This window comes from Rhizobium beringeri (assembly GCF_004306515.1).
Classification (GTDB): Bacteria; Pseudomonadota; Alphaproteobacteria; order Rhizobiales; family Rhizobiaceae; genus Rhizobium; species Rhizobium beringeri.
In genome coordinates, this window is the sequence record NZ_SILG01000001.1 from 363,293 (window position 1) to 389,324 (window position 26,032).

Below are 26,032 nucleotides of genomic sequence, written 5' to 3' on the forward strand. Positions count from 1 at the left end.
GGTAAGCCATGTCGCTCACATCCGCACTTAATACCGCGCAGAATATATTCAACAATACGGGCACTCAGAGCAGTGTCGTATCGAACAATATCTCGAATGCGGGCAACAAAGATTACGTGCGCCGGCAGGCGATGCTCACCACGTCCTTGAATGGCGCGCAGGTCGTCAAGATCGACCGGGCGCAGGAAGAGGCGCTGCTGCGCCAGTACCTGAAGACATCCTCTCAGGACAGTGCCCAGCAGGCATTGCTCGGCGGTCTCGAGGACCTGAAGTCGATTGTGGGTGGCAACGACTACGAAACGTCGCCATCCACCTATCTCGGTGTTTTCCAGCAGAAGCTTCAGGCCTTCCGCACGACGCCGGGCAGCACCGTCGCCGCCCAGGGCGCCATCACCGCCGCCCAGGATGTCGCCAACTCGCTGAACAATGCCTCGCAATCCGTCCAGGATGTCCGCGCCACCGCCGACAAGCAGATCGCCACCGACGTCGATAAGCTAAATACGCTTCTCAGCGACTTCGAGAAGGCCAACAATGCGGTGAAGACCGCCACGGCCTCGGGTGCGGATGCATCCGGCGCCCTCGACGAACGTGAGAAGGCTCTCAAGCAGATTTCGCAGATCGTCGGCGTCAACGCAACGACGCGCGACAATAACGACATGGTGCTGAGCACGTCTGACGGGACGATCCTCTTCGAGACGATCCCGCGCAAGGTGACGTTCAAGTCTCAGGATGTCTATACCGCGACCATCACCGGCAATTCGGTCTATGTTGACGGTGTGGCACTTCCGCGCGGCAGCGGATCGACGACGACGGGGCAGGGAAGCCTTCAGTCTCTCCTCCAAGTGCGCGACGAAATCGCCCCGAACTTCCAGAAGCAGCTCGACGAAGTCGCCCGCGGCCTGGTCTCACTCTTCAAGGAACAGAACACGGTGGCCGGCCCGGCCTATGTGCCAGGCCTCTTCACCTGGAGCGGCGGCACGGTTGATACCGGCGCCACCGCGGTTGCCGGCATGGCGGCGACCATATCGGTCAGCAGCCGCGTCATCACCTCGCAAGGCGGCGATCCGATGCGCCTGCGCGACGGTGGCGTCAACGCCACCGGGCTCGTCCTGAACACGTCAGGCGCCAGCGGTTATACGACTGAACTCGATCGTCTCTATACCGCATTGGGCTCCGACATCGATTTCGACCCAGCGGCGGGGACGCCGGTCGGGTTCGACGCCACGACCGGCATCGATTCAAACGTCAGCATCATGGAATTCGCCACAAATTCCCTCGGCTGGCTCGAACAGTACCGCAGCAATGCCACGACGGCGGCGGAAAACACCTCGGCGGCGCTGTCACGCTCCGACGAAGCCTATTCCAACGAGACGGGCGTCAACCTCGACGAGGAACTGACGCTGCTCCTCGACATAGAGCAGTCCTACAAGGCGGCGACCAAGATCCTGAACGCCGTTGACGAAATGTTGAAGTCATTGCTGGATATTGCGAGTTAAGCCATGAAGAGCTCATTTATTTCAAGTTCGGCCATTCAGAACGCGATGCGGTTGACGATCCGTCAGGCGCAGAACCAGATGACGAAGGCAACGATGGAAGCGACGACGGGAGTCTATGCGGATATCGGTGTCTCGCTCGGCGGCAATGCCGCCAGGAGCGTGGACTTCAGCCGCGAGGTCGACAGGATAGCCTCGATCAAGGCAAGCAATTCGCTTGTCACCGCACGCATGGAATCCTCGCAGCTCGGCCTTTCCAAGATGAAGGACGTCGGCGACGGCCTCGTTTCGAAGCTGACGGCGCTCCAGGGCAGCCACGATCCCGGCAGCGTCACCGTCGCCATCCAGTCCGCCACCAGCGCCCTGTCCACCATGATGGACACCGCCAATACCATGGTGAACGGCGAATATCTGTTCTCGGGCATCAACACCGACGTGCAGCCGCTGACCGACAAGACCACCGCGACGAGCGCAGCCATTGTCACGCAGTTGAACACTTATGCAACGGGCCTCGGCAAGGCGGTCAGCGATCTCACAGGCGCCGAAATGAGCACCTTCATCACCACGACGGTAGAGCCGATGTTCAACCAGGCGGCCTGGACCAACTCGACGACCGGCTGGTCGCAGGCATCGAGCCAGAACATGACGAGCCGCATCAGCAACTCGGAAGTGATCGAGTCCTCGACCAATGCCAATTCCGAGGGCATGCGTTACTTCGCGCTCGCCTCGGTGATGGCCTCGGCGCTGTTGGGCCAGAACCTCAGCAGCGATGCGATGAGCACGGTGTCCAAGCAGGCGATCAGCTATACGACGAAGGCGACCAGCGGCCTCGTGACGCAGGCAAGCCAGCTCGGCCTTTCCCAGGAGCGCGTCAAGAAGTCCAACGACGCCCTAGACGCCCAGTCGAACATCATCAAGAACAAGCTCGTCGATCTCCAGGGTGTCGATCCTTACGAAGCCTCGACCCTCGTCAAGACTTTGGAAACGCAGCTTGAAACCGCTTACACGATCGTCTCGAAGATCCAGCAGTTGAGTCTCGTAAACTACCTTTGATGATCAAAGGCGCGCAATAAAGAAGGATGCATGAATGTATCAGTTCTCATATGCCGAAGTCATGCAGGACTCGGTGGCCGACGCGAAAGAGCGGGAATGGCAGGTTCTTGACCGGTCCATAGATCTGCTGTCGTTGGCGCGCGAAAAGGAAAAATACGGCCGCGAAGCCATTGAAGCCCTGTTTTATACACGCCGGGTGTGGATCAGCTTCATCGAGGATCTGAAACATCCCGACAACCAGCTGGAGATCGAGCTCAGGGCCAACCTCATCTCGATCGCGATCTGGATATTGAAGGAATGCGACAGGATCAGAAAACGTCAGTCTAATAACTACCAGGGCATCATCGACGTTACCACCATCATCAGGGATGGACTTAAATGAAAAGTACACTTCGCATTTCTCTGAAAGCCGGAGAAAGAATCTTCATCAACGGCGCCGTCCTACGCGTCGACCGAAAGGTCGCGCTGGAATTCCTGAATGATGTGACGTTCCTTCTCGAAAACCACGTCCTCCAGCCGGAGGGCGCGACGACGCCCCTGCGTCAGCTCTATTTCATCGCGCAGATGATCCTCATCAACCCCGAGGGCAAGGAGCACTCGACGGCGATGTTCCGCAAGTCGATCACCATGCTGCTCTCCTGCTTCAAGAACGAGGAGATCCTCGCCGAACTGAAGCGCATCGATGCGCTCGTCTCGACGGGCCGCGCCTTCGATGCGCTCAAGGCGATCCGCGGCCTCTACACGATCGAAGACAGTATCCTCAACAACCACGAAATGCCGCCGACAATGGTCGAGCAGATTCGCAGGGAGATTGCACCATGGCGGTAGATGCCACATCGAGCGTGAGCTCGACGAGCACTTCGAGCTCGACGAGCTCGGCCCAGCAGAAGGCGACGTTGAATTACGACAATTTCCTTCAGCTGCTCATCGCGCAGATGAAGAACCAGGATCCGACCGATCCGGTCGACGCCAGCGAGCAGATGTCGCAGCTGGCGAGCTTTTCGCAGGTCGAACAGACGATCCAGACCAACACCAAACTGGACACGCTGCTCGCAAGCTCGAGCCTCACCCAGGCCAGCAGCTACGTCGGCAAATACATGGAAAGCGCCGACGGCACCGTCAAAGGCACCATCGAATCCGTCAAGGTTTATTCCGACGGAATCATAGCGACGACCACGGCTGGCGGTAATATACTGGTGCAGGCGGGAATCACTGTTGCCGACAAGGCTCCCAGCAGCGATACCTGATACGACAGCACCGCACGCCTTAGCGGCGCCGATGCGTCGAGTGATACCAACCAATGGTGGTCCGGCCGCGGCGGGGCTGTTTCAAGGCGATATGAGGTTGCCTTCGGATGAATGAAGCTGATGCATTGGATCTGTTCCAGGCGGCGATCTGGACCGTCCTGATTGCCGCGGGTCCCGCCGTCATCGTCGCGATGGCAGTGGGTCTCATCATTGCCTTGATCCAGGCGCTGACCCAGGTGCAGGAAGCGACGCTGACCTTCGTGCCGAAGATCGTCGCGGTGCTGATCACGGTCGGCGTCACCGCACCTTTCGCCGGCTCGCAGATCTCCATTTTCACCAATCTGGTCTTCTCGCGCATCCAGTCCGGCTTCTGAGCCACCTTCGCGCAAGCTTCGCCATTTAACTCTCGATCCGAATTGGGCGGGCCGCATGTCCGCCTCCTCTCATGAAGAGACGGAATCGTCATGGCGCAACCACCTGCACTCCCCCTTCCAAAAGTCGCCCCGAGCCTGCGCGATGTCGGTTTTGCCCTTGGCATCATCGGCATCATCTGCATTCTCTTCCTGCCGATTCCGCCGTTCCTGATCGATATGGGACTGGCTTTCTCGATCGCCTTCTCGGTGCTGATCCTGATGGTCTCGCTGTGGATCCAGAAACCACTCGATTTCTCGTCTTTCCCGACCATTCTGCTGATCGCGACAATGACCCGGCTGGCGCTGAACATCGCGACGACACGCGTCATCCTGTCCCACGGCAATGAAGGCCATGAAGCAGCGGGCGGCGTCATCGCCGGTTTCGCAAGCCTGGTGATGTCCGGCGACTTCGTCATCGGTCTGATCGTCTTCCTGATCCTCATCACCATCAACTTCATCGTCATCACCAAGGGCGCCACGCGTATCGCCGAAGTCGGCGCGCGTTTCACCCTGGATGCCATCCCCGGCAAGCAGATGTCGATCGACGCCGATCTCTCGGCCGGTATCATCGACGAAAAGGAAGCCCAGCGCCGGCGCAAGGAACTCGAGGAGGAAAGCTCCTTCTTCGGTGCGATGGACGGTGCGTCGAAGTTCGTGCGCGGCGATGCCGTCGCCGGCCTAATCATCACCTGCATCAACGTCTTCGGCGGCATCATCATCGGCTACTTCCGCCACGGCATGCCGATCGGCGAAGCGGCCGACGTCTTCGTCAAGCTCTCCGTCGGCGACGGCCTCGTCTCGCAGATGCCGGCCCTCATCGTTTCGCTCGCCGCCGGCCTTCTCGTCTCTCGCGGCGGCACCGTCGGCTCCACCGACCAGGCGGTCGTCAACCAGTTGAGCGGGTATCCCCGTGCGCTTTCCGTCTCGGCCGTGCTGATGTTCGTGCTGGCCCTGATGCCGGGCCTGCCGTTTGTCCCCTTCGTGGTCCTCGGCGGTCTTCTCGCCTTCGGCGCTTGGTTCATCCCGCGTCAGGTCGAAGCTGAAAACAAGCTTCGCCGCGAGCAGGAGGAAAAGAAGGTCGTCCAGAACAAGGAGCTGGAAAAGGATTCGGTCAAGTCAGTGCTGCGCACCTCGGAGATCGAGCTTGCACTCGGCAAGATGGTCTCGACGCGCCTGCTCGGCGCCCACCAGGAGCTCGCCTTCCGTGTCGGCAAGATGCGCAAGAAGTTCGCCACGCAATACGGTTTCGTCGTGCCCGAGATCAAGGTGACCGACGATATCGCCATCGCCGAGAAGTCCTATCAGATCCGCATCCACGGCACGACGGTGGCCTCCAACCTGCTGCGCGTCGGCGAAGTCCTCGTCGTGACCGGCGCCGGCCGCCGGCCGAGCATTCCCGGCGACGAAATCCGTGAACCCGCTTTCGGTATGCCTGCCGTCTCGATCCTTGAAAACTTCGCCGACGATCTGAAACGCGAGGGCTTCCAGCCGATCGACAACGTCTCCGTCGTGCTGACCCATATGAGCGAGGTCATCCGCAACAACCTCCCGCAGCTTCTGTCCTACAAGGACGTGAAGGTGCTGATCGATCGGCTCGATCCCGAATACAAGAAGCTTGCCGACGAGATCTGCTCGTCGCACATGTCCTATTCGGGCCTGCAGGCGGTGCTCAAGCTGCTGCTTGCCGAGCGCGTCTCGATCCGCAACCTGCATCTCATTCTCGAAGCGGTGGCCGAGCTCGCCCCGCATGTCAGGAAGACCGAGCAGATCGTCGAGCACGTCCGCATCCGCATGGCCCAGCAGCTCTGCGGCGACCTCGCCGACAACGGCGTGCTGCGTGTCCTGCGGCTGGGCAGCAAATGGGATCTGGCTTTCCACCAGGCGCTGAAGCGCGACGCCAAGGGCGAGGTGATCGAATTCGACATCGATCCACGCAGCCTGGAAGAGTTCAGCGAGCAGGCCACCAAAGTTATCCGTGAGTTCATGGATCGCGGCCTGCCATTCGCCCTTGTCACGTCGCCGGAAACACGCTCCTATGTGCGCATGATCATCGAACGGCTGTTCGCCACGCTCCCGGTCCTGTCGCATGTCGAACTGGCCAAGGGCATCGAGATAAAGATTTTGGGCTCTATTTCATGATAACAGACCCGCAAGGGACCGTTCTCGCGCTGTTTCTGGTTTTCTGCCGGATCGGTGGCTGTGTGCTGGCTCTTCCGGGTTTTTCCTCGGCGCGCGTGCCCGATCAGCTGCGCGTCTTCATCGCCGGCGCGCTCTCGATCGCCGTCATGCCGCTGCTCTGGGACACTGTCTACCCGGCCGTTCACACAAGCTCGGGAACCTATATCGGCCTGATCTTCAGCGAATCGCTGATCGGCGTGATGTACGGCATGCTGGCGAGGATCTACACGATCGGCATGCAGTTCGCCGCGACGATCATCGCGATGATGGTCGGCTACACCCAGCCGGGTTCGGCCGACATCCTCGAAGACACGCCGGAGACCAGCCTTTCCGGCTTCATTACCTTTGCCGGCATCATGATTCTCTTCATCATGGATTTCCATCACATCGTCTTCCGCGCACTGATCGATTCCTACACGACCATGCCCTTCGGCGGCCTGATGCAGATGCGCGCTACGCTGATCTCCTTTACCGACACGCTGGAACAGACCACCTACATCATGCTGCGGCTGTCCAGCCCGTTTCTGATCTACGGCATGATCTTCAACGTCTCGATCGGTTTCATCAACAAGCTGGCGCCGCAGATCCCGGTCTACTTCATTTCCACGCCCTATCTGCTGATGGGCGGGCTCTTCCTGATCTATTTCTCGATTGCGGCAATGGTCAGCCAGTTCGGCCAGTCCTTTGGCTCGATCTATATCGGGCGATGAGGCTGACATGATCGAAAAGAAACGCTCTCAGAAACTCAAGCGACTGCTCTCGGTGCAGCGGCATATCGAAAGAATGGCCGAGAACGACCTGGCCGAAACCAGCCGTCAGCGTGTCGAGGTCAATGCGGCGATGGACGACGTCATCCTCGCGCTCGGCTCGATGGACCCCGTCCACCACGCCTTCTCGCAGAATTACGCCGACCGATTCGGCAGACTGACCATCAAGGACCAGCAGCTGACCGGAATGCAGCAGATCCACGAGATGCGGTTGGCGCGTGAGCGCGCCAAGGGTGACCGCTTTGAAGAGGGCATGCAGGAAGCCCTCGACGCCGAGCGCCGCGAGGCCGATGACAACGCCGTCTACGATGTCATCGATCAGCAATTCGCAACACCAGCCTCCAGCAAGCTTCAAAAACCATAGTCGTTACGATCTTAAATTCAGAGGATTGTAACGTGGCTATTTCGCCCCCCAGTGATCTGGTCCTGGACGTTGTCAAAGCTGCCGACCCCATGGAGGTTCAGGCGGCCCAGGAAAAGTTGAAGGCAAATCGTGCGGCCTTTGCTGCAACGAGCCTCGCCGAGAATGGCAAGGGCTTCTCCAATACGGTCGACGTTCTCGACCATATCGGCCAGAAGAGCAGCCTCGCCAACATCCAGAACCGCACCAAGGCCGAGGAAGTTCCGGAAAGCTACCGGAAGTTCGAAGCCATGGTCCTGCAGAATTTCGTCAAGTCCATGCTGCCGAGCGAAAGCGAAGATGTCTACGGCAAGGGCGCGACCGGCGATATTTGGAAAGGCATGATGGCCGAACAGCTCGGCAACACCATGGCCAAGGGTGACGGCATCGGTATTGCCAAGCAGATGTACAGCGAGCAGTTGCGCCGGCAGGAAGGCAAGATCGTCAATGCCTCGACCGATGACGATGACCGCAACACCGCGCTCAGCATGATCGACGACTTCCAGCGCAAGACCTTTGGCACGCCGACCGCCGAAGCCAAGTCCGATAGAACAGGATGATTTTGGGCCCGTTGGCCTGAAATCTGAATCCTGTTCTCAATTAAAGAGTTAGAGCGTGATGTCGTCCGAAAACCGCGCACACTTTTCGGCATCATGCTCTCAGCGACGCATAACCGGGGGTACAATGGAAATAGTTTCGAACGAATACAGGATCAAATCCGTTCTCGGACGCCTCGAAATGATCATCGACAATGAAAACACCCGGATCGGCAACGATCCGCAGTTCGATCTCAAGGTCTCCAATGCGCATAAGAGCCGCTGCCTCTACGAGCTGTCGATGCTTTTCCGCGACACCGATCCGGCCGAGCTTGCCGCTGCCCATCTCGATCAGCTGCACGGACTGAAGAAGAAACTGGTTCTCAATGCCCGTCGCGTCGAGGCGCATCTCGAAGCGGTTCGCGCCGTGGCCGACCTCCTGAAGAACGCAGTTCAGGACGCCGATGCCGACGGCACCTATTCCCAGGAACAATTCGCCGCGCGTGGAAACTGATGATCAAGCTCGTCCTCACCGGTGTCTGGGTTTGCGCCATCACCTTGGCATCGGTCTATTTCTCGGTGTACCTGGCGACAGCGCCGGCACCGGCGGCAACGGATTCCAAGCAGAGCGCGCTCGAACTGGTGAAGGGCGAAACGATCACGGTACCGATCATCGGTAACGGTGCGATCACCGGTTACTTCCTCGGCCGCGTATCGTTCATGATGAACAAGGACATGCTGAAAGGCGTGACATTGCCGCTGAGCGAGATGACGACGGACGAGCTTTTCAGCCTGCTCGTCGGCAACAAGATGGTCGATATCGCCCACATCAAATCCTTCGATCCGAAGGCCTTCCGCGAGGAAATCAAGAAGGGCATGAACGAGCGTTTGGGTGGCGAATACGTCGCCGACGTGATGCTGGAGCAGCTCGACTATCTCTCCAAGGAAGAGGTCAAGGAAAGCTCCGCCGGTCAGCCGAAGAAGGTGGGCACACCCGTCAAGATCGTCGAAACCGTACCGGCCGGTGAAGCCCCGGCACCAGCGGCCCACTAAGGACCATCGTATCATTGACGACAAACGGCGCCTGAGGGCGCCGTTTGTCGTTGGCGCGCGTGGTTAATAAACCACTTATGCGAGCATGGAAATTCAAGGAATTTTCCTAAGGGTTGTTTGAAACCGTCCTGTTATATCAGGTGCCACAGCTTGGCATGCGCCGCTTATCCGGGATCGGAGCGACGCGTCCCGGCGGGACGCGACCGGTCCTTTCGAGACCTCCGGTGCGGAAATATGGGCTTGTTTTCCGGGATGTCGGGCGCATGCAGCACCCTCGGCAGGAGGTAGGAATGAATCTGATTGCAAACTTCGCGGTGCTCGCATCGCGGCGGACGATCTTCGATCTGCCGGTCTGCGATCTCGGCTGGGACGACGCCCTCGTTTTCATCAACGAGCTGGCCTCCATTCCCGTCGGCCAGACCGTGGTTTGTTTCGTCAACGCCCATAACATGCTGACCACGCTGCGCGACGACGAATATTACCGGATCATGTCGCACAATCTGGTGCTGCCGGATGGCATCGGCCTCAACATCGCATCGCAGATCGCCCATGGTTCGCCGTTTCCGGCCAATCTGAACGGCACCGATTTCGTGCCGGCCTTCCTGACTTTCATGGAGGCCCCGCGCCGCATCGGCCTCATCGGCGGCAAGCGTTCGGTCGTCGAGGCGGCGGCGGAAAATTTCCGCAGGCACACGCCCTGGCACGAATTCGTCGTCGTTTCCGACGGTTATTTCGACAAGGTCGATCCCACTGATGTCATCCAGGAGCTCGAGCGCCAGAAGGTCGATATCCTGATCGTCGGCATGGGGACGCCGCTGCAGGAGAAGTGGGTTCACGATCATATTCGCGCCGATCATGCGCGTCTGGTGCTGACTGTGGGCGCTCTCTTCGACTTCGTCTCTGGCGCCGTCCCACGCGCGCCGAGGACGGTGCGAATGATGCGCCTGGAATGGGCCTATCGCCTGCTGCAGGAGCCGGCGCGCCTCTGGCGCCGTTACGTCATCGGCATCCCGGTCTTCCTCTTCCATGTCCTGCGCTACCGCTTCCGCCGGCGCGAAAGGATCCTCAGCCATCCGGAAGAGCGCGGTAGCGCGCTGCAGCCGCAGTCGGATCGCCGGAAGGCGAGCTGACCCACAGCGCCGCGCGTCTTTTCAGACGCGCAAAGAGCGCTGCAGCACTTTAAATTACCGCATAATTCCTCAAATCGTTCCGATTTGAGGAATTATGCTTAGTTCTTACCCGCAGCGGTTAACCATTTCTTTGCCATGAATATTTAGAGTGGCTTAATCATCTGCGTCCGTGCGGATGAGCGAACTCGGCCATCATGTGCATGAGATGTGGCGCAAATGTACGATATCAGGGCCAGAAACAGCTTCCAGGATCGCGCAGCCGCAGGGCCGCGCCCCCATGAGGATTCCTACGAGGCGCCCCGGTCGAGCCGGCCGGATATCGCGCCGCCCGAGGCCGAATTGCTGCGCGCCATCGGCCGCGTGCTGGAGGAGCAGCGCGCAAGAGCAGCGCGCACCGCACCGCTGGTCGACCGCATCGAAACCATCCTCGGCAACCGCCTCCGGGCCGCCAACGACGTCGGTCATCCGCTTCTTCAGGAACCGGTGGGCGATGAAGAGCTGAGCGTTCCGGCCGACCAGCCGATGATCTCACCCGAACCGCTGGCCGCATTCCGTGAAGAACCCGCCGAGCCCCGGCCGGTGCCGCGCCGCCGTGTCGGCGGCATTGGTCTTGCGACGATGGTCGCGGCCGCGACGATCGTCGGTGGGGGCCTGCCGGCGCTGATGCCGGCTTCGCCGGCCCTCTATCGCGCCGAAACGACGCTTTCCGTGAAGGCGGATGCCGCAAGCCGCGCTGCCTTCACCCAGGCTGCTGCGAAAGGGCTGCTGTCGGCGCGTGCGGTTACTTCGACGGTCGCCGCCCTGAAACTCGATCATGATCCCGAATTTGCCGGCGCCAGCGCCAATGCGCTCGGCGTCGCGCTCGATCTTCTCTCGGCAACCGGTGCTGCTGCCGATCCAGCCTCTCGCGCCGAGGCGACGCTGAAGCATGCGGTCGAGATACTGCCCGATGCCGCTACAGGCACGATCCTCGTCAGGGTGACGACCGGCGATAGCGGCAAATCCATGCGCATCGCCGCCAGGCTTGCCGAAGCGGTTTCCGCAGCAGACGGACCGGGCGGCAACGCCGAAACCGATGCCGCCTTGCGCAAAACCTATGACGAGGCGAAGGCGGAGCTTGCCGCCTTCACGGCAAAGAGCGGCGAGGGCAACGTCAAGGTGGCGATCGATCTTCGCCGCCAGATCGACCAGCTCGATGCCGATCTGAAAGCGGCCGACCAAAATATTCTTACCGCCAAGGCGCAGACCGACCGGCTGAAGGCCGCAAAACTTGCCGAGGTGCTCGACGGTTCGTTGCCCTCCGATATGCTCTCGCCGGCGCTGCAGGACTGGCGCGACAAATATGCCGTCGCCAAAACGACGCTTGCGCAGCTTTCCGCCGAGCTTGGCCCGCGCCATCCGCGCCTCTTGCAGCAGCAGGCCGAAACTGATGGTCTGAAGGAGAATATGGGCAAGGAGCTTGCCCGTCTTGCCCAGACCGCCAACCTCGCCGCCAAGGCCGCCGTCGATGCGCGCAAGGGCCTCAATGACCGCCGCAATACGCTGATCGCCCAGAGCCGGGACACCGGCGTCGATTTGTCACGTCTGACCGAGCTGCGCGAAAAGGCCAATGCCGCGCGCTCGCGCCTCGAAGAGGCGACGTCCGCAGCGGTGGGAGCGGCCGCCGACGGTCGTGTCGTTCTCTTGAAGCCGGCACTGGCGACGGCGGTATCGGCAACGGATGGCCGCATCGGCCGCTCGCTGATGGGCGCAGCCGCGGGCCTTGCGTTCGGTCTTGCCGCGGCTTTCCTGTTGCGCCTGCGTAGGCCCGTCGCCGATCCCGCAGGTGAGAAAATGCCGGTATCCCCGCCGCAGACCCCACTGCCGCCGACGTTCGCGCAGGACCCCGCCCCGGTCGACGAGATGGAGGTGCTGCGCTCCGAAATCTCCGACCTGCGCGACCGGCTTCGTGTTCATGCGCTCGAAGCGCGGCAGCCGCTGCGTTAAAGGAACATTTCCTTGCATTTTTGATATTGCGTTGCCGCTTTCCGACAGGATAGGGCGTTAGCGGGCATTTGACGCTCGTCAACTATCCATAGATTGGCGCGAAACAGGGCGGAGAGACGCGTGACGACAGTAATCGACGGCAAGAACGTAGCAGCATCGGTCATTCAGACGGTCAAGAGTGCGACGGCAGCGCTGGAAAAGAGCAGCGGCGTCACCACCGGCCTTGCGGTCGTCATCGTCGGTGACGATCCGGCAAGCCACGCCTATGTCGGTTCCAAGAGCCGCATGGCCAAGGAATGCGGCTTCAAATCCGTCCAGCACACGCTGCCGGCCGAGACGAAGCAGGAGGAGCTGGCAGCCCTCGTCGCCACCCTCAACGCCGATCCGTCGATCCACGGCATCCTGGTGCAACTGCCCCTGCCGAAGCCGCTCGACAGCGAGGCGATTATCCAGTCGATCCTGCCGGAAAAGGATGTCGATGGCCTGAGCGTCGTCAATGCCGGCAAGCTCGCCACCGGCGACCTGAAGACGGGACTGGTCTCCTGCACGCCGGCCGGCGCCATGGTTTTCGTCCGCCGCACCCATGGCGAGGATCTCTCCGGCCTTAATGCCGTCGTCATCGGCCGCTCGAACCTGTTCGGCAAGCCGATGGCGCAATTGCTGCTCAACGCCAATGCGACCGTGACGATCGCTCATTCCAGGACCAAGAATCTCGCCGAGGTCTGCCGCAACGCCGATATCCTGGTGGCCGCCGTCGGCCGGCCGGAGATGGTCAGGGCCGATTGGGTGAAGCCCGGTGCGACGGTCATCGACGTCGGCATCAATCGGGTGCCAGCCCCCGAAAGAGGCGAGGGCAAGACCCGGCTCGTCGGCGACGTCGCCTTCGAGGAAGTCTCAGCGGTCGCCAGCACCATAACCCCGGTTCCCGGCGGCGTCGGACCGATGACCATCGCCATGCTGATGGCGAACACCGTCATCGCCGCCCATCGCGCGGCAGGGCAGACACCGCCGCAGTTTTGATTAGGCCTGGGGAACAGGACCGGTCGAGGCCCTGACGATCAGCTCGGTCTTCCAGAGCTCCTGGTCGGGGAAGGGACCGGCCTGTTTTACCGTGCCGATCAGCCGCTGCGCGATGCGAACACCCGCCGCCCGCAATGAAGAGCGTGTCGTCGTCAGCGGCACGGAAAAGCTTTCCGGTTTGAGCAGCGGCAGCACGTCGTCATGGGCGATCAGCGAGATATCCTCGCCGAGCCGCAATCCGGCCTGGTTGACCGCGCGGATCGCGCCAAGCGCCAGCACCGTGCTGGAGCAGAGGATCGCCGTTGGCCGCTCTGGCAACCGCAGGAATTGTTCCATTGCCAGCAGGCCTTGTTCGTCCGTCATCAGCGCGTGGCTCATGCAACCCTCATCGAGTGCCAGCCCGCGCTCGGCAAGGGCTGATATGACGCCGTTCTTCCTGCGTATGGCGAAATCGAGATGCATCGGTCCGTTCATCAGCGCAAAGCGCGTATGGCCGAGCTGCAGCAAGAGCCGCGTCGCATCGTAGAAGGCGCCTTCATTGTCGATGTCGAGATAGGGATAGTCCGGCTCCGAACCGAAGGAGCGGCCGTGCACGACATAGGGCATCGACAGTGATTTCAGCATGGCAAGCCGCGGATCGTGGCCGCGCATATAGGCGACGAACAGGGCATCGACATTGCCGCTGATCGCAAGACGGCGCAGCGCCGCTACCTCGTCATCCGGGTCGGCCGGCATGATCACGAAGTGGAAATCGTGGCGTACGGCCTCTTCGCCGAGCCCGGCCAGAAATTCACCGAAATGCACGTCGGACTGGTGGCCGGGCGCCGTCGGCATGACGAGGCCGATCGAGCCTGCCTTGCCGGTCGCAAGCCGCTGCGCCGCCTTGTTGGGGCGGTACCCGGTTTCCTTGACAGCCTGGAGCACACGCTCCCGGGTCGCCTCGTTGACCTCGGGATAGCCGTTCAGCGCTCGGCTCACCGTCGTCTGCGACAGCCCCAGCAATTCCGATAGCTGTTTGAGATTCACCTGCTATGCTTCCTCCCGGCCCGCCCGTCAGCCATCCTGAAAAGGCCCGCCGCCTCCCAGTGGCATCCAAAGCGCTTTCAATTATGTATCATCTGGCGCGCTTGACTCAAGAAAAATCGCTCCATATTTCCCGATAGACGTTGCTGCGCTGCGATATCTAGCATGTCCACAGCGGGTTTTCGCGAATTGACTTGACTCCATTCCACCGAAAGTGAAATGAGTTTGGTGTCAAAGCGCTTTGAAATTTCTTTTGGAGGGAATTCGGCGCGGTTGGGATTGTGATGGGAGGTTGATCACATGAAAAAGTCATTTTTGATGGGCGTTGCCGTGGCAGCGCTTTTTGCCGGTACTGCGTCTGCAGCCGATCTGAAATTTGCCCCGGGACAGGATGCCAAGTTCAACTGGAAGAGCTATGACGAGTTCAAGGCTGCTCATGCCGATCTGAAGGGCCAGCCGCTGACGATCTTCGGGCCGTGGCGCGGCGAGGACGAGGCGTTCTTCCAGAGCGTTCTTGCCTACTTCACCGAAGCCACCGGCATCGATGTCAAATACTCTTCTTCCGAAAACTACGAACAGCAGATCGTCATCGATACGCAGGCAGGCTCGCCGCCGAACATCGCCGTTCTGCCGCAGCCGGGCCTCCTGGCCGATCTCGCCAGCAAAGGCTTCCTGACGCCGCTCGGCGATGACAACTCCAAGTGGATCAAGGACAATTACGGCGCCGGCGACAGCTGGGTCGGTTACGGCACCTACAAGGGCATGGACGGCAAGGAAGCCTTCTACGCCTTCCCGTATAAGGCCGACGTAAAATCGCTGGTCTGGTATGTTCCGGAGAACTTCGAGGAAGCCGGCTACAAGATCCCGACGACCATGGAAGAACTGCATGCCCTGACGGATCAGATCGTCAAGGATGGCGGCGTTCCCTGGTGCATCGGTCTCGGTTCCGGCGGCGCCACCGGCTGGCCGGCGACCGACTGGGTCGAGGATCTCATGCTGCGCATGCAGCCGCCGGAAGCCTATGACAAGTGGACGACCAACGAGCTGAAATTCACCGATCCGGCCGTCGTTGCCGCGATCGACGAATTCGGCAAGTTCGCCAAGAACGCGAAATACGTGGATGGCGGCGTTGCGGCCGTGGCCTCGACCGATTTCCGCGACAGCCCGAAGGGCCTCTTCGCGGTTCCGCCGAAGTGCTACATGCACCATCAGGCCTCGTTCATCCCGTCCTTCTTCCCTGAGGGCACGAAGCTCGGCCAGGATGCCGACTTCTTCTACATGCCAACCTTTGCGTCGCATCCCGAACTCGGCAAGCCGGTTCTCGGCGCCGGCACGCTCGTCTCGATCGCCAAGGACTCGAAGACGGCCCGCGCCTTCATCGACTTCCTGAAGACCCCGATCGCCCATGAGGTCTGGATGGCGCAGTCGAGCTTCCTGACGCCATATAAGGGCGTCAGCACCGAGGCCTATGCCAACCCGCAGATGAAGAAGGAAGGCGAGATCCTGACCTCCGCCACCACCTTCCGCTTCGACGGTTCCGACCTGATGCCGGGCAAGATCGGCGCCGGCGCCTTCTGGACGGGCATGGTCGATTTTGTCGGCGGCAAGTCAGCCGAAGAGTCTGCTGGCGAAATCCAGAGCGCCTGGGACGGCATCAAGTAATCTTTTAAAATTATGCCGCCGGCTTGCCGGCGGCATGGCTTGCATGACTGGCCGGGCTCGCAAAGAGCCCGGCCATCGCAGGATATATTGTGATTGGGCAATACAAAAAGATTGACGATGACCGGCGCTGATCCGTCAGAATAACAACCGGTCGGAATAAGATCAGGGGAAGCAGGGGAGGGACGAAATGCTGTCGCAGATAGTGTCCGCTTTGGGCGTCGTGGTCGTCGCCGTTTTCGCGTGCTCGGCCTATTTCTATTTTTCGAACAAGATCCTGGATCTCGCTCTGCCGGTGAAGGATGGCGACATCCGCGCCGCATCGCGCAATCTCAACCGCCGTGCACTCGTCCGACCATGGCTGTTCATCGGCCCGGCGCTCTTCCTGCTCATCGTCTATCTCGTCTATCCGGTTGTTGCGACCTTCATCCTCTCTTTCTACGACCGCACCGGTCTGCAGTTCGTCGGCCTCGCCAATTACAAATGGGCGATCGGCGACCGCGAATTCCGCCAGTCGATCTTCAACAACATCCTCTGGCTGGCCGTCGTGCCGGCCGCCTGCACCTTCTTCGGCCTCGTCATCGCCGTGATGACCGATCGCATCTGGTGGGGCAATATCGCCAAGAGCATCGTCTTCATGCCGATGGCGATCTCCTTTGTCGGCGCCTCGGTCATCTGGAAATTCATCTATGAATATCGCGGCGGCAACGACGTCCAGATTGGCCTGCTGAACGCCATCGTCCAGACTTTCGGCGGCACGCCCGAAGTGTGGATCTCCATTCCCTTCTGGAACAACTTCTTCCTGATGGTCATCCTGATCTGGATCCAGACCGGTTTTGCCATGGTCATCCTGTCAGCCGCCCTTCGCGGCATTCCGGAAGAGACGATCGAAGCCGCTGTCATCGACGGTGCCAATGGCTGGCAGATCTTCTGGCGCATCATGGTGCCGCAGGTCTGGGGTTCCATCGCCGTCGTCTGGACGACGATCACCATCCTCGTTCTCAAGGTCTTCGACATCGTGCTGACCATGACCAACGGCCAGTGGCAGACGATGGTGCTGGCGAACCTGATGTTCGACTGGATGTTCCGCGGCGGCGGCGATTCCGGCCGAAGCGCCGTCATCGCCATCATCATCATGCTCGCCGTCACGCCGATCATGGTCTGGAACGTGCGCCGCGCCAATCGCGAATTGAAGGGGCACTGAGATGACCGCTATCGGAAGCTACTTCAAGATCGGCCCCGCCCGTCTCTTCGTTCACCTCGCCGTTCTGCTGATCGTCATCGTCTGGCTGATCCCGACGCTCGGCATCTTCGTCAGCGCGCTGCGCGACAAGGACCAGATCGTCGTCTCCGGCTGGTGGACGGCCTTCGTCGGCTCGACCCAGACGGCCGCGGTCCGCCTCGGTACACCCGACCAGCAGAAGCAGGAGGGAGCGACCTACGTCATCTCGGGCAATGTGCTGGAAGGACAGACCGGCCGCGCGGTGAAGGCCTTCGGCAACCGCATACAGCAGCCGGGCGCCTTCAAGGCGGGTGAGACCGCCGATCTCGGCGACGGTGAAACCCTGCAGATCAACAGCGACGGCAGTTATCGCTATGTGAAGAACGCCGCCTTCTCGCCCGACGAACGCCCGAAGCGCATCTATGCATCCGTCTCGGCGCCGCCGGAATTCACGATGCAGAACTACAACACGGTTCTGACCGGCGAGGGCATCGGCCAATCTTTCATCAACTCGCTGACCGTGACGATCCCGGCGACGATCATCCCGATCCTGATTGCCGCTTTCGCCGCCTATGCCCTGAGCTGGATGGAGTTTCCCGGCCGCGGGCTGCTGATTGCGCTCGTCGTCGGCCTGATCGTCGTGCCGCTGCAGATGTCGCTGATTCCGCTGCTGCGCCTCTATAACGAGATCGGCAACCTGCTCGGCCAGCCGTCGAAGACCTATCCCGGCATCTGGCTGGCCCACACCGCCTTCGGCATGCCGCTCGCCATCTATCTCTTGCGGGCCTATATTGCCGGCCTGCCGAAGGAGATCATCGAATCTGCCCGCGTCGACGGCGCGAGCGATTTCGAGATCTTCGTCCGCATCGTTTTGCCTCTGTCCTTCCCGGCACTCGCCTCCTTCGCCATCTTCCAGTTCCTGTGGGTGTGGAACGACCTGCTCGTCGCCATGGTCTTCCTCGGCACCGACAAGGACCACCTCGTGCTGACCGGCAGCCTGAACGCACTGCTCGGCTCGCGTGGCGGCAATTGGGAGATTTTGACGGCGTCGGCCTTCGTCACCATCATCGTGCCGTTGCTCGTCTTCTTCGGGCTGCAGCGTTACTTGGTGCGCGGTCTGCTGGCGGGTTCGGTCAAGGGAGGCTGACTATTCCCGACCGTGACTTCAAACAGGATATTCCATGAACGTGGCTTCTCAATCGATCTCGACCCCCGACAAGGACTGGTGGCGCGGTGCGGTGATCTATCAGATCTACCCGCGCTCCTACCAGGATTCGAACGGTGACGGCATCGGCGACCTGAAGGGCATCACCGCCCGCCTGCCGCATGTGGCAAACCTCGGCGTCGATGCAATCTGGATCTCGCCCTTCTTCACCTCGCCGATGCGCGATTTCGGTTATGACGTTTCCGACTACGAGAATGTCGATTCGATCTTCGGCACGCTGGTGGATTTCGACACGATGATCGCCGAGGCTCATCGCCTCGGCATCCGGGTGATGATCGACCTCGTCATCTCCCACAGCTCGGATCAGCATCCCTGGTTCGTGCAGAGCCGCTCGAGCAAGACCAACGCCAAGGCCGACTGGTATGTCTGGGCCGACGCCAAGCCGGATGGTTCGCCGCCGAACAACTGGCTGTCGATTTTCGGCGGCTCGGCATGGGCGTGGGATCCGACGCGCATGCAATATTACCTGCACAATTTCCTGACCTCGCAGCCGGACATGAACCTGCATAACCCTGAGGTGCAGGACCGTCTGCTCGATGTCGTGCGCTTCTGGCTCAATCGCGGCGTCGACGGCTTCCGCCTCGATACCATCAATTTCTATTTCCATGACACGCAGCTGCGCGACAATCCCGCACTTGCCCCCGAGCGCCGCAACGCCTCGACGGCGCCGGCGGTCAATCCCTATAATTTCCAGGAGCATATCTATGACAAGAACCGCCCGGAGAATCTTGCCTTCCTGAAGCGCTTCCGCGCCGTTCTCGAGGAATTCCCGGCTATCGCCGCCGTCGGCGAAGTCGGCGATAGCCAGCGCGGCCTTGAAATCGTCGGCGAATACACCTCCGGCAATGACAAGATGCATATGTGCTATGCCTTCGAATTCCTGGCGCCCGATCCGCTGACGCCGGAGCGCGTCGAGGAGGTGATGCAGGATTTCGAAGCCGCCGCACCCGATGGCTGGGCCTGCTGGGCCTTCTCCAATCACGACGTCATGCGCCATGTCAGCCGCTGGGGCGGGCTGGTCGCCGATCACGACGCCTTTGCCAAGCTTTATGCCTCGTTGCTGATGACCATGCGTGGCTCCGTCTGCCTCTATCAGGGCGAGGAACTGGCGCTGACCGAGGCCGATCTCGCCTATCAGGATCTGCAGGACCCTTATGGCATCCAGTTCTGGCCGGAATTCAAGGGCCGTGACGGCTCCCGCACGCCGATGGTCTGGGACAGCCAGGTCGCCCAGGGCGGCTTCTCGACGGTCAAGCCCTGGTTGCCGGTGCCGGTCGAGCATATCCTGCGTGCCGTCAGCGTCCAGCTGGGCGACGAGGCTTCCGTGCTGGAGCACTATCGCCGCTTCATCGCCTTCCGCAAGCTGCACCCGGCTTTTGCCAAGGGCGAGATCGAATTCGAGGAACAACAGGGCGATAGCCTGGTCTTCACCCGTGAATACGGCAACGAGAAGCTGCTCTGCATCTTCAACATGAGCCCGTCCGAGGCCGCCGTCATTCTGCCTGCGGGAGAATGGCAGGCATTGACGGGCCATGGCTTTACCAGCAACAACTATGGCGACAAGATCGATATTCCGGCCTGGGGGGCGTATTTCGCCCGTCTTGCCTAGATCAGGATGATTTTAGGCCCGATCGGCCTAAAATCTGAATCCTGATCTAAATCAAAGAAATAGAGCATGATGTCGTCCGAAAACCGCGCACACTTTTCGGCATCATGCTCTAGGAACACAGGCCAAAGGAACAGGGGAGAGAGAAATGACTGGACTGACGCTGAAGGATATCCGCAAATCCTACGGTTCCGTGGACGTTCTCCATGGTATCGACCTCGATATCAAGCAGGGCGAATTCATCGTCTTCGTCGGTCCGTCCGGCTGTGGCAAGTCCACGCTTCTGCGCATGATCGCCGGTCTCGAGGCCATCACCGGCGGTGAGATGTATATCGACGGCCATCTCGTCAATGACGTGCCGCCCTCCAAGCGCGGCATCGCCATGGTCTTCCAGTCCTATGCGCTCTATCCGCATATGACCGTGTTCGACAACATGGCTTTCGGCATGAAGATCGCCGGCGAAAGCCGGCAGGAGATCGACCGCCGCGTCCGGGCGGCGGCCGAGAGCCTGCAGCTGACCAAATATCTCGATCGCCTGCCGAAGGCGCTTTCCGGCGGCCAGCGCCAGCGCGTGGCGATCGGCCGCGCCATCTGCCGCGATCCGAAGGTCTTTCTGTTCGACGAGCCGCTGTCCAACCTCGATGCCGCACTGCGCGTCGCGACCCGCATCGAGATCGCCCGCCTGAACGAACAGATGGCCGATACGACGATGATCTACGTCACCCACGACCAGGTCGAGGCGATGACGCTTGCTGACCGTATCGTCGTTCTCTCCGCCGGCAATATCGAGCAGGTCGGCGCGCCGCTGGACCTCTACGAGCGCCCGGCAAACCTCTTCGTCGCGAAATTCATCGGCTCTCCGGCGATGAACATCATTCCGGCGACGGTCGCCGGAACCGGAGCCCAGACGACGGTGACGCTGACCGGCGGCATGTCGGTGACCCTCGATGTGGCGACCGACGCGTCGGAAACGGACAAGCAGGCAAGCTTCGGCGTTCGTCCGGAGGATCTCCGGGTTGCCGATGGCGCCGACTACCTTTTCGAAGGTGAAGTGTCGATCGTCGAAGCGCTCGGCGAAGTGACGTTGCTTTATATCGAGGGCCTGGTGCCGGGCGAGCCGATCGTCGTCAAGCTGCCCGGCATCTATGATGTGAAGAAGGGACAGAGGATGCGGTTTGCCGCTGACAGGCAGAAGTTGCATCTCTTTGACGCAACCGGCCATACCTACCGGAAATGAGGCGGCCATTTTTGGGGTGATGGTCCCAAGAATTGTACGGGACGGGCCGAATTCTTACTTTCTGTTAAAGATCGGCTGCTACCTTTTCCTCGTCAATTTATGAGGGGGATAAGCAGGTGGCCGCTTCCAATCCGTCACAGCCAAAATCTCATTTCCTGAGCAAGGAAGAATCCTTCATGTATGACCGCGAGGCGCGGTTCAAGATGGAGGACACCATGAACGCCGCGCGCATCGAATATACGGAAAAGGGCGTCATGCACGCGGCTTCGCGCCGCTGCGACATTGTCCGGATTTCGATGAGCAGCGCGACGCTCGCGATCCTGACCCAGTTCAGCCTGCCGAAGCAGTTCTATCTGGATATTCCGGATGCTCGCATTACCAAGGTCGGCTGCCTGCTGATGAAGGTCAACGCCAACAATACGATCGACGTCCGCTTCCTGCGCCTGCTGACGCAGAAGGAGCTGAACAAGATCTTCGTCTACAGCACCCATCCGGCGCACCGCGACTACGTTCTCGATATTCGAGCCTAAAGTCGCGCGTCCGCCAGGACGGATTGAAATCAAAAACCCGCGGAGGCTTCAGGCTCCCCGCGGGTTTTTGTTTGCCAGACACCACCGCGCTCAGTGGTGGAAGAGCACGCTCGCGCCCTGGTCCGAAGGTCCGACGGCGCGGCGGAACGGCGCGAAGAGTTCGCGGCCCATGCCGAATTCATTGTCGGAGAGATCGACGGTCACCGGCTCCCGCTCGGCCAAATCAGCCGCATCGACCAGCAGCTCGAGCGTGCCCTTGATCGCGTCCAGCCGAATGATGTCGCCCTCGCGGATGCGGGCGATCGGACCACCGTCGACGGCTTCCGGCGTCACGTGGATCGCCGCCGGCACCTTGCCGGATGCGCCGGACATGCGCCCGTCGGTGAGCAGCGCCACGCGGAAGCCGCGGTCCTGCAGCACGCCGAGCGGCGGCGTCAGCTTGTGCAGTTCCGGCATGCCGTTCGCCTTCGGGCCCTGGAAGCGCACGACGGCGATGAAATCGCGGTTGAGCTTGCCTTCCTTGAAGGCGTCCTGCAGCTCCTGCTGGCTGTGGAAGATGATCGCTGGCGCCTCGATGATGTGGCGCTCCGGCTTGACGGCGGATATCTTGATGACCGCCTTGCCGAGATTGCCGCGCAGCATCTTCAGCCCGCCATTCGCCTGGAACGGCGTCTCGATGCTGGAGAGCACTTTGGGATCGACGCTTTTTTCCGGCGACGGCTCGCGCAGGACGGCGCCGTTTTCGCCGAGACGGGCGTCGACCGTATAGGCTGCGAGCCCCTGGCCGAAGACCGTGCGCACGTCGTCATGCACCAGTCCGTGCTTCAGAAGTTCCTTGATGAGGAAACCCATGCCGCCGGCCGCCTGGAAATGGTTCACGTCGGCAAGCCCGTTTGGATAGACGCGGGCAAGCAGCGGGACGATTTCCGAAAGCTCGGCAATGTCCTGCCAGGTAAGCTGGATGCCGGCTGCCCGCGCCATGGCGACGAGGTGCAGCGTATGATTGGTCGAGCCGCCGGTCGCATGCAGACCGACGACGCCGTTGACGACCGAGCGCTCGTCGATCATCTCGCCCGCCGGCGTGAATTCGTTGCCGAGCGCGGTGATCGCCAGCGCCCGCTTGGCGGCTTCGCGTGTCAGCGCTTCGCGCAACGGCGTGCCGGGATTGATGAAGGACGAGCCGGGCATGTGGAAGCCCATGATCTCCATCAGCATCTGGTTGGAATTGGCGGTGCCGTAGAAGGTGCAGGTGCCGGGGCCGTGATAGGATTTCGATTCCGCCTCCAGCAGTTCGGCGCGTCCGACCTTGCCCTCGGCGAAGAGCTGGCGCACACGCGACTTTTCATCGTTCGGCAGGCCTGTGGTCATCGGACCGGCCGGAACGAAGATCGACGGCAGGTGCCCGAAGGACAGGGCTGCGATCACGAGGCCGGGCACGATCTTGTCGCAGACGCCGAGGAAGAGGGCGGCATCGAACATGTTGTGCGACAGGCCGACGCCCGCCGACATGGCGATCAGGTCGCGCGAGAAGAGCGAGAGCTCCATGCCCGGCTGTCCTTGGGTGACGCCGTCGCACATCGCCGGCACGCCGCCTGCCACCTGCGCCACGCCGCCTGCTTGGGCCGCCGCCTCGCGGATGATTGCCGGATAGGTCTCGAACGGCTGGTGGGCCGAGAGCATGTCGTTATAGGCGGTTATGATGCCGAGATTGGGGATGCGGTCGCCGGCGAGCGCATCCTTGTCGGCGGGGGAACAGACCGCAAAGCCGTGGGCAAGATTGGCGCAACCGAGCACCGAGCGCGCGACACCCTTGGAAGCGGCGGCGCGCAGGCGTTCCAGATAGCGTTCGCGGCTTGGCTTCGAGCGTTCGACGATGCGATCGGTGATCGCAGAAATGCGTGCGTGAGCGGACATGGAAAATCCCTGCCTTGTTCGTTGTCTCTATCTGTTTCGGCGGCTCTGGCCTGAATCTCAATCCGGATGACGGCTGATCAGGGAGCCCAGTAGATCTCGACCGGGGAAGTGGCCCGGCGCAGAACGGCGCGGATCGGCATTTCTGCCTCGTCACCGCTGCCTTCCGCCTTGGCGAGAACGTCTTTTTTGCCTTCGCCCTCAATATGGAGAACCAGGAGTGCGGCATCCTCAAGACTGGAGAAGGTGAAGGTCAGGCGCGGCTCGCCGGCTCCTTCCGCTTCCATGGTGATGATGCCGCGCGGCGTCGATGCATCGAGCGCTTTGGCAAGATTGCTGCCGCCGGGAAAGAACGAAGCCGTGTGGCCGTCGCCACCCATGCCGAGGATGACGGTGTCGAAGGGGGAGCTGATCGCCTTGGTCTTCTCGGTCGCGAGCGAGGCTGCCTCCTCCACCGAAGCCACATCCTGATAGAGTGGCAGGAAGTGTGCCGCCTTTGCCTTGTTCTGCAGCAGATTGGCGTCGACCAGCAAATGGTTCGAGCGCGCATTGTCGGCCGGCACGAAGCGTTCGTCGACAAGGGTGATCGTCACCTTGTCCCAGGCGATGTCGCGTGTCGAAAGCACCTGGAAGAAGGCCTTCGGCGTGGAGCCGCCGGAAACGGCGATGGACGCCGTTCCACGGGCGGCGATCGCCGCCGAAAGCGTATCCGCGACCTTGTCGGCGAGGCTGCCGGCGAGGTCTGCGGCGCTGGCGAAGGAATGCAGGGTCGATGCCATCGGTTTCGTCCTAGATCTCGTCATGCCACGTGCGGCCATCGCGCTCGATCAGCGCAATTGCCTGGCTCGGGCCCCAGGTGCCGGCCGTATAGCCCTGCACCTGCTGGCCGGTCGTTTCCCAACCCTTGAGGATCGGATCGACCCATCTCCATGCGGCTTCGACTTCGTCGCGGCGCATGAACAATGTCTGGTTGGAGCGGATCACGTCCATCAGCAGGCGCTCGTAGGCGTCGGGATTGCGGACGTTGAAGGCCTGGGCGAAGCTCATGTCGAGCGACACGTTGCGCAGGCGCATGCCGCCCGGACCCGGATCCTTGATCATCAGCGACTGCTTGACGCCCTCATCCGGCTGCAGGCGGATTATCAGCTGGTTGGCATTGATGCGTCCGGCCGCCTGGTCGAAGATTGCGTGCGGGATCGGCTTGAAGGTGATGACGATCTCGGACATGCGCCCGGTCAGCCGCTTGCCGGTGCGGATGTAGAAGGGAACGCCCGCCCAGCGCCAGTTGTTGATCTCGGCCTTGATGGCAACGAAAGTCTCGGTGTTCGACACGCCGCCTTCGAGCTCTTCGAGGTAGCCCTTGACCGGGCCGCTGCCCGATGCGCCGGCGCGATACTGGCCGCGGACCGTCGCCTGCTCGACGTTTGAGGCATTGAGCGGCTTCAGCGCGCGCAGCACCTTCAGCTTCTCGTCGCGAACGGCTTCCGAATCCATCGACGAGGGTACTTCCATCGCCGTCAGGCAGAGCAACTGCAGGATGTGGTTCTGCACCATGTCGCGCAGTGCGCCAGCCGTATCGTAATAGCCGGCGCGGCCTTCGAGGCCGACCGATTCAGCCACGGTGATCTGCACGTGGTCGATGTAGTTCGCGTTCCACAGCGGCTCATAGAGCGCGTTGGCAAAACGCAGCGCCATCAGGTTCTGCACCGTCTCCTTGCCGAGATAATGGTCGATGCGGAAGATCTGTTCTTCCTTGAAGGCGCGGCCGATCGTGTCGTTGAGCTGCAGCGCCGAGGCGAGGTCGCGACCGATCGGCTTCTCGACGACGATGCGGGTCGATTTGGTGATCAGCTTGTGGTCATGGATCTTCTGCGAGATATCGCCGAAGATGCCCGGAGCGACGGCGAGGTAGAAGGCGCGCACGCGATCCTTGCCTTCGTCGAGCAGCTTCTTCAGCTGATCCCAGCCGGCATCCGTGCGGGCGTCGACCGAGACGTAGTAGAGGCGGGCACAGAATTTCTCCACCTCCGCCTCGTCGTATTCACCCTTCTTCAGGTGCTCGTTCAGCGCGTCCTTGGCGAATTTGCGGTATTCCTCGTGCGTCAACGGGCTGCGCGAGGCGCCGATTACGCGGGTCGGTTCTGAAAACTGGCCTTCGATCTGGCGATGATACAGCGCGGGCAGAAGCTTGCGTTCTGCAAGGTCGCCGCTGCCGCCGAAGACGACATAATCAAAGGGCTCAACGGGAATGATTTGGCTGCTCATGAGCTTGTCTCTCAATCAGGCTGGTTGGCGGCCCTTTTAATCTAATCGATTTAAAAAAGCCAGTGTGCAGTGCAATGA

At 61.0% G+C, this 26,032-nt stretch carries 25 protein-coding genes; 21 read left to right on the forward strand and 4 right to left on the reverse strand.

Annotated elements, in window-relative coordinates; all coding sequences use genetic code 11:
• The first annotated feature begins 8 nt into the window (after nucleotides 1-8).
• The 15 genes from flgK (at nucleotide 9) to folD (ending at nucleotide 13,276) form a co-directional block, all read left to right on the forward strand.
• The gene (gene flgK, locus ELH03_RS01930; protein WP_128401076.1) at nucleotides 9-1,496 is read left to right on the forward strand and encodes a flagellar hook-associated protein FlgK; all 1,488 of its coding nucleotides are present in this window, start codon (nucleotides 9-11) and stop codon (nucleotides 1,494-1,496) included.
• A gap of 3 nt (nucleotides 1,497-1,499) precedes the next feature.
• Nucleotides 1,500-2,546: a flagellar hook-associated family protein gene (locus ELH03_RS01935; RefSeq protein WP_130658389.1), complete on the forward strand. Its 1,047-nt coding sequence runs from the start codon at nucleotides 1,500-1,502 to the stop codon at nucleotides 2,544-2,546.
• 34 nt (nucleotides 2,547-2,580) lie between these two features.
• Nucleotides 2,581-2,928 carry a flagellar biosynthesis regulator FlaF gene (flaF, locus tag ELH03_RS01940; protein WP_003545562.1) on the forward strand — a complete coding sequence of 116 codons (348 nt, stop codon included), beginning with the start codon at nucleotides 2,581-2,583 and terminating at the stop codon, nucleotides 2,926-2,928.
• Nucleotides 2,925-3,374: a flagellar biosynthesis repressor FlbT gene (flbT, locus tag ELH03_RS01945; RefSeq protein ID WP_128401074.1), complete on the forward strand. Its 450-nt coding sequence runs from the start codon at nucleotides 2,925-2,927 to the stop codon at nucleotides 3,372-3,374. Before flaF ends, flbT begins: the two co-directional genes overlap by 4 nt.
• Entirely contained in the window at nucleotides 3,365-3,793 is a 429-nt protein-coding gene (gene flgD, locus ELH03_RS01950; protein WP_128401073.1) for a flagellar hook assembly protein FlgD, read from the forward strand. The genes flbT and flgD overlap by 10 nt, the downstream gene beginning before the upstream one ends.
• 107 nt (nucleotides 3,794-3,900) lie before the next feature.
• The gene (fliQ, locus tag ELH03_RS01955) at nucleotides 3,901-4,167 is read left to right on the forward strand and encodes a flagellar biosynthesis protein FliQ (RefSeq protein WP_017967052.1); all 267 of its coding nucleotides are present in this window, start codon (nucleotides 3,901-3,903) and stop codon (nucleotides 4,165-4,167) included.
• A gap of 90 nt (nucleotides 4,168-4,257) precedes the next feature.
• Nucleotides 4,258-6,345 carry a flagellar biosynthesis protein FlhA gene (gene flhA, locus ELH03_RS01960; protein ID WP_018445802.1) on the forward strand — a complete coding sequence of 696 codons (2,088 nt, stop codon included), beginning with the start codon at nucleotides 4,258-4,260 and terminating at the stop codon, nucleotides 6,343-6,345.
• The gene (fliR, locus tag ELH03_RS01965; RefSeq protein WP_105004977.1) at nucleotides 6,342-7,094 is read left to right on the forward strand and encodes a flagellar biosynthetic protein FliR; all 753 of its coding nucleotides are present in this window, start codon (nucleotides 6,342-6,344) and stop codon (nucleotides 7,092-7,094) included. The genes flhA and fliR overlap by 4 nt, the downstream gene beginning before the upstream one ends.
• Before the next feature lie 7 nt (nucleotides 7,095-7,101).
• Nucleotides 7,102-7,515, forward strand: coding sequence for a hypothetical protein (locus tag ELH03_RS01970; RefSeq protein WP_128401072.1), 414 nt, complete (start codon nucleotides 7,102-7,104; stop codon nucleotides 7,513-7,515).
• A 32-nt stretch (nucleotides 7,516-7,547) separates the two neighbouring features.
• Nucleotides 7,548-8,111, forward strand: a complete 564-nt coding sequence (locus tag ELH03_RS01975; protein WP_128401071.1) for a rod-binding protein — start codon at nucleotides 7,548-7,550, stop codon at nucleotides 8,109-8,111.
• 124 nt (nucleotides 8,112-8,235) lie between these two features.
• Complete coding sequence (locus ELH03_RS01980; protein ID WP_003556590.1) at nucleotides 8,236-8,601, forward strand: hypothetical protein; 366 nt, start codon at nucleotides 8,236-8,238, stop codon at nucleotides 8,599-8,601.
• The gene (locus tag ELH03_RS01985; protein ID WP_105004980.1) at nucleotides 8,601-9,140 is read left to right on the forward strand and encodes a hypothetical protein; all 540 of its coding nucleotides are present in this window, start codon (nucleotides 8,601-8,603) and stop codon (nucleotides 9,138-9,140) included. The genes ELH03_RS01980 and ELH03_RS01985 overlap by 1 nt, the downstream gene beginning before the upstream one ends.
• Nucleotides 9,141-9,430: 290 nt before the next feature.
• Nucleotides 9,431-10,270, forward strand: coding sequence for a WecB/TagA/CpsF family glycosyltransferase (locus ELH03_RS01990; RefSeq protein ID WP_128401070.1), 840 nt, complete (start codon nucleotides 9,431-9,433; stop codon nucleotides 10,268-10,270).
• Nucleotides 10,271-10,486: 216 nt separating this feature from the next.
• Nucleotides 10,487-12,256, forward strand: coding sequence for a GumC domain-containing protein (locus ELH03_RS01995; RefSeq protein ID WP_130765923.1), 1,770 nt, complete (start codon nucleotides 10,487-10,489; stop codon nucleotides 12,254-12,256).
• Between the two features lie 120 nt (nucleotides 12,257-12,376).
• Nucleotides 12,377-13,276, forward strand: a complete 900-nt coding sequence (gene folD, locus ELH03_RS02000) for a bifunctional methylenetetrahydrofolate dehydrogenase/methenyltetrahydrofolate cyclohydrolase FolD (RefSeq protein WP_128401068.1) — start codon at nucleotides 12,377-12,379, stop codon at nucleotides 13,274-13,276.
• Here the strand turns inward: folD and ELH03_RS02005 are convergent, their stop codons facing one another.
• Entirely contained in the window at nucleotides 13,277-14,302 is a 1,026-nt protein-coding gene (locus ELH03_RS02005; protein ID WP_128401067.1) for a LacI family DNA-binding transcriptional regulator, read from the reverse strand.
• Between the two features lie 297 nt (nucleotides 14,303-14,599).
• Between ELH03_RS02005 and ELH03_RS02010 the strand changes: the two genes are divergently transcribed.
• The 6 genes from ELH03_RS02010 to ELH03_RS02035 all read left to right on the forward strand — a co-directional run bounded on the left by ELH03_RS02010 (nucleotide 14,600) and on the right by ELH03_RS02035 (nucleotide 21,778).
• The gene (locus tag ELH03_RS02010) at nucleotides 14,600-15,961 is read left to right on the forward strand and encodes an ABC transporter substrate-binding protein (protein WP_130765924.1); all 1,362 of its coding nucleotides are present in this window, start codon (nucleotides 14,600-14,602) and stop codon (nucleotides 15,959-15,961) included.
• A 187-nt stretch (nucleotides 15,962-16,148) separates the two neighbouring features.
• Nucleotides 16,149-17,162 (forward strand): carbohydrate ABC transporter permease, encoded by a 1,014-nt coding sequence (locus ELH03_RS02015; protein WP_128401065.1) that lies wholly within the window; start codon nucleotides 16,149-16,151, stop codon nucleotides 17,160-17,162.
• A 1-nt stretch (nucleotide 17,163) separates the two neighbouring features.
• The gene (locus tag ELH03_RS02020; RefSeq protein ID WP_128401064.1) at nucleotides 17,164-18,327 is read left to right on the forward strand and encodes a carbohydrate ABC transporter permease; all 1,164 of its coding nucleotides are present in this window, start codon (nucleotides 17,164-17,166) and stop codon (nucleotides 18,325-18,327) included.
• Nucleotides 18,328-18,361: 34 nt separating this feature from the next.
• Nucleotides 18,362-20,014 (forward strand): beta-galactosidase BglA, encoded by a 1,653-nt coding sequence (gene bglA / locus ELH03_RS02025; protein WP_130806645.1) that lies wholly within the window; start codon nucleotides 18,362-18,364, stop codon nucleotides 20,012-20,014.
• Between the two features lie 145 nt (nucleotides 20,015-20,159).
• Nucleotides 20,160-21,248, forward strand: a complete 1,089-nt coding sequence (locus tag ELH03_RS02030; protein WP_130765926.1) for an ABC transporter ATP-binding protein — start codon at nucleotides 20,160-20,162, stop codon at nucleotides 21,246-21,248.
• A 176-nt stretch (nucleotides 21,249-21,424) separates the two neighbouring features.
• Nucleotides 21,425-21,778 (forward strand): hypothetical protein, encoded by a 354-nt coding sequence (locus ELH03_RS02035; protein WP_018445791.1) that lies wholly within the window; start codon nucleotides 21,425-21,427, stop codon nucleotides 21,776-21,778.
• Nucleotides 21,779-21,868: 90 nt separating this feature from the next.
• Here the strand turns inward: ELH03_RS02035 and edd are convergent, their stop codons facing one another.
• The 3 genes from edd to zwf all read right to left on the reverse strand — a co-directional run bounded on the left by edd (nucleotide 21,869) and on the right by zwf (nucleotide 25,954).
• On the reverse strand, nucleotides 21,869-23,692 hold the full coding sequence (edd, locus tag ELH03_RS02040) for a phosphogluconate dehydratase (protein ID WP_128405316.1): 1,824 nt from the start codon (nucleotides 23,690-23,692) through the stop codon (nucleotides 21,869-21,871).
• Nucleotides 23,693-23,769: 77 nt separating this feature from the next.
• Nucleotides 23,770-24,468, reverse strand: a complete 699-nt coding sequence (pgl, locus tag ELH03_RS02045; RefSeq protein WP_018244846.1) for a 6-phosphogluconolactonase — start codon at nucleotides 24,466-24,468, stop codon at nucleotides 23,770-23,772.
• A gap of 10 nt (nucleotides 24,469-24,478) precedes the next feature.
• Nucleotides 24,479-25,954, reverse strand: coding sequence for a glucose-6-phosphate dehydrogenase (zwf, locus tag ELH03_RS02050; RefSeq protein WP_075224326.1), 1,476 nt, complete (start codon nucleotides 25,952-25,954; stop codon nucleotides 24,479-24,481).
• Between the last annotated feature and the right edge of the window lie 78 nt (nucleotides 25,955-26,032).

What these genes read in the sequence shown, in the direction of transcription:
- flgK (WP_128401076.1), top strand. Translation starts at nt 9, where the DNA reads ATGTCGCTCACATCCGCACTTAATACCGCGCAGAATATATTCAACAAT.
- ELH03_RS01935 (WP_130658389.1), top strand. Translation starts at nt 1,500, where the DNA reads ATGAAGAGCTCATTTATTTCAAGTTCGGCCATTCAGAACGCGATGCGG.
- flaF (WP_003545562.1), top strand. Translation starts at nt 2,581, where the DNA reads ATGTATCAGTTCTCATATGCCGAAGTCATGCAGGACTCGGTGGCCGAC.
- flbT (WP_128401074.1), top strand. Translation starts at nt 2,925, where the DNA reads ATGAAAAGTACACTTCGCATTTCTCTGAAAGCCGGAGAAAGAATCTTC.
- flgD (WP_128401073.1), top strand. Translation starts at nt 3,365, where the DNA reads ATGGCGGTAGATGCCACATCGAGCGTGAGCTCGACGAGCACTTCGAGC.
- fliQ (WP_017967052.1), top strand. Translation starts at nt 3,901, where the DNA reads ATGAATGAAGCTGATGCATTGGATCTGTTCCAGGCGGCGATCTGGACC.
- flhA (WP_018445802.1), top strand. Translation starts at nt 4,258, where the DNA reads ATGGCGCAACCACCTGCACTCCCCCTTCCAAAAGTCGCCCCGAGCCTG.
- fliR (WP_105004977.1), top strand. Translation starts at nt 6,342, where the DNA reads ATGATAACAGACCCGCAAGGGACCGTTCTCGCGCTGTTTCTGGTTTTC.
- ELH03_RS01970 (WP_128401072.1), top strand. Translation starts at nt 7,102, where the DNA reads ATGATCGAAAAGAAACGCTCTCAGAAACTCAAGCGACTGCTCTCGGTG.
- ELH03_RS01980 (WP_003556590.1), top strand. Translation starts at nt 8,236, where the DNA reads ATGGAAATAGTTTCGAACGAATACAGGATCAAATCCGTTCTCGGACGC.
- ELH03_RS01985 (WP_105004980.1), top strand. Translation starts at nt 8,601, where the DNA reads ATGATCAAGCTCGTCCTCACCGGTGTCTGGGTTTGCGCCATCACCTTG.
- ELH03_RS01990 (WP_128401070.1), top strand. Translation starts at nt 9,431, where the DNA reads ATGAATCTGATTGCAAACTTCGCGGTGCTCGCATCGCGGCGGACGATC.
- ELH03_RS01995 (WP_130765923.1), top strand. Translation starts at nt 10,487, where the DNA reads ATGTACGATATCAGGGCCAGAAACAGCTTCCAGGATCGCGCAGCCGCA.
- ELH03_RS02010 (WP_130765924.1), top strand. Translation starts at nt 14,600, where the DNA reads ATGAAAAAGTCATTTTTGATGGGCGTTGCCGTGGCAGCGCTTTTTGCC.
- ELH03_RS02015 (WP_128401065.1), top strand. Translation starts at nt 16,149, where the DNA reads ATGCTGTCGCAGATAGTGTCCGCTTTGGGCGTCGTGGTCGTCGCCGTT.
- ELH03_RS02020 (WP_128401064.1), top strand. Translation starts at nt 17,164, where the DNA reads ATGACCGCTATCGGAAGCTACTTCAAGATCGGCCCCGCCCGTCTCTTC.
- bglA (WP_130806645.1), top strand. Translation starts at nt 18,362, where the DNA reads ATGAACGTGGCTTCTCAATCGATCTCGACCCCCGACAAGGACTGGTGG.
- ELH03_RS02030 (WP_130765926.1), top strand. Translation starts at nt 20,160, where the DNA reads ATGACTGGACTGACGCTGAAGGATATCCGCAAATCCTACGGTTCCGTG.
- ELH03_RS02035 (WP_018445791.1), top strand. Translation starts at nt 21,425, where the DNA reads ATGTATGACCGCGAGGCGCGGTTCAAGATGGAGGACACCATGAACGCC.
- edd (WP_128405316.1), bottom strand. Translation starts at nt 23,692, where the DNA reads ATGTCCGCTCACGCACGCATTTCTGCGATCACCGATCGCATCGTCGAA.
- pgl (WP_018244846.1), bottom strand. Translation starts at nt 24,468, where the DNA reads ATGGCATCGACCCTGCATTCCTTCGCCAGCGCCGCAGACCTCGCCGGC.
- zwf (WP_075224326.1), bottom strand. Translation starts at nt 25,954, where the DNA reads ATGAGCAGCCAAATCATTCCCGTTGAGCCCTTTGATTATGTCGTCTTC.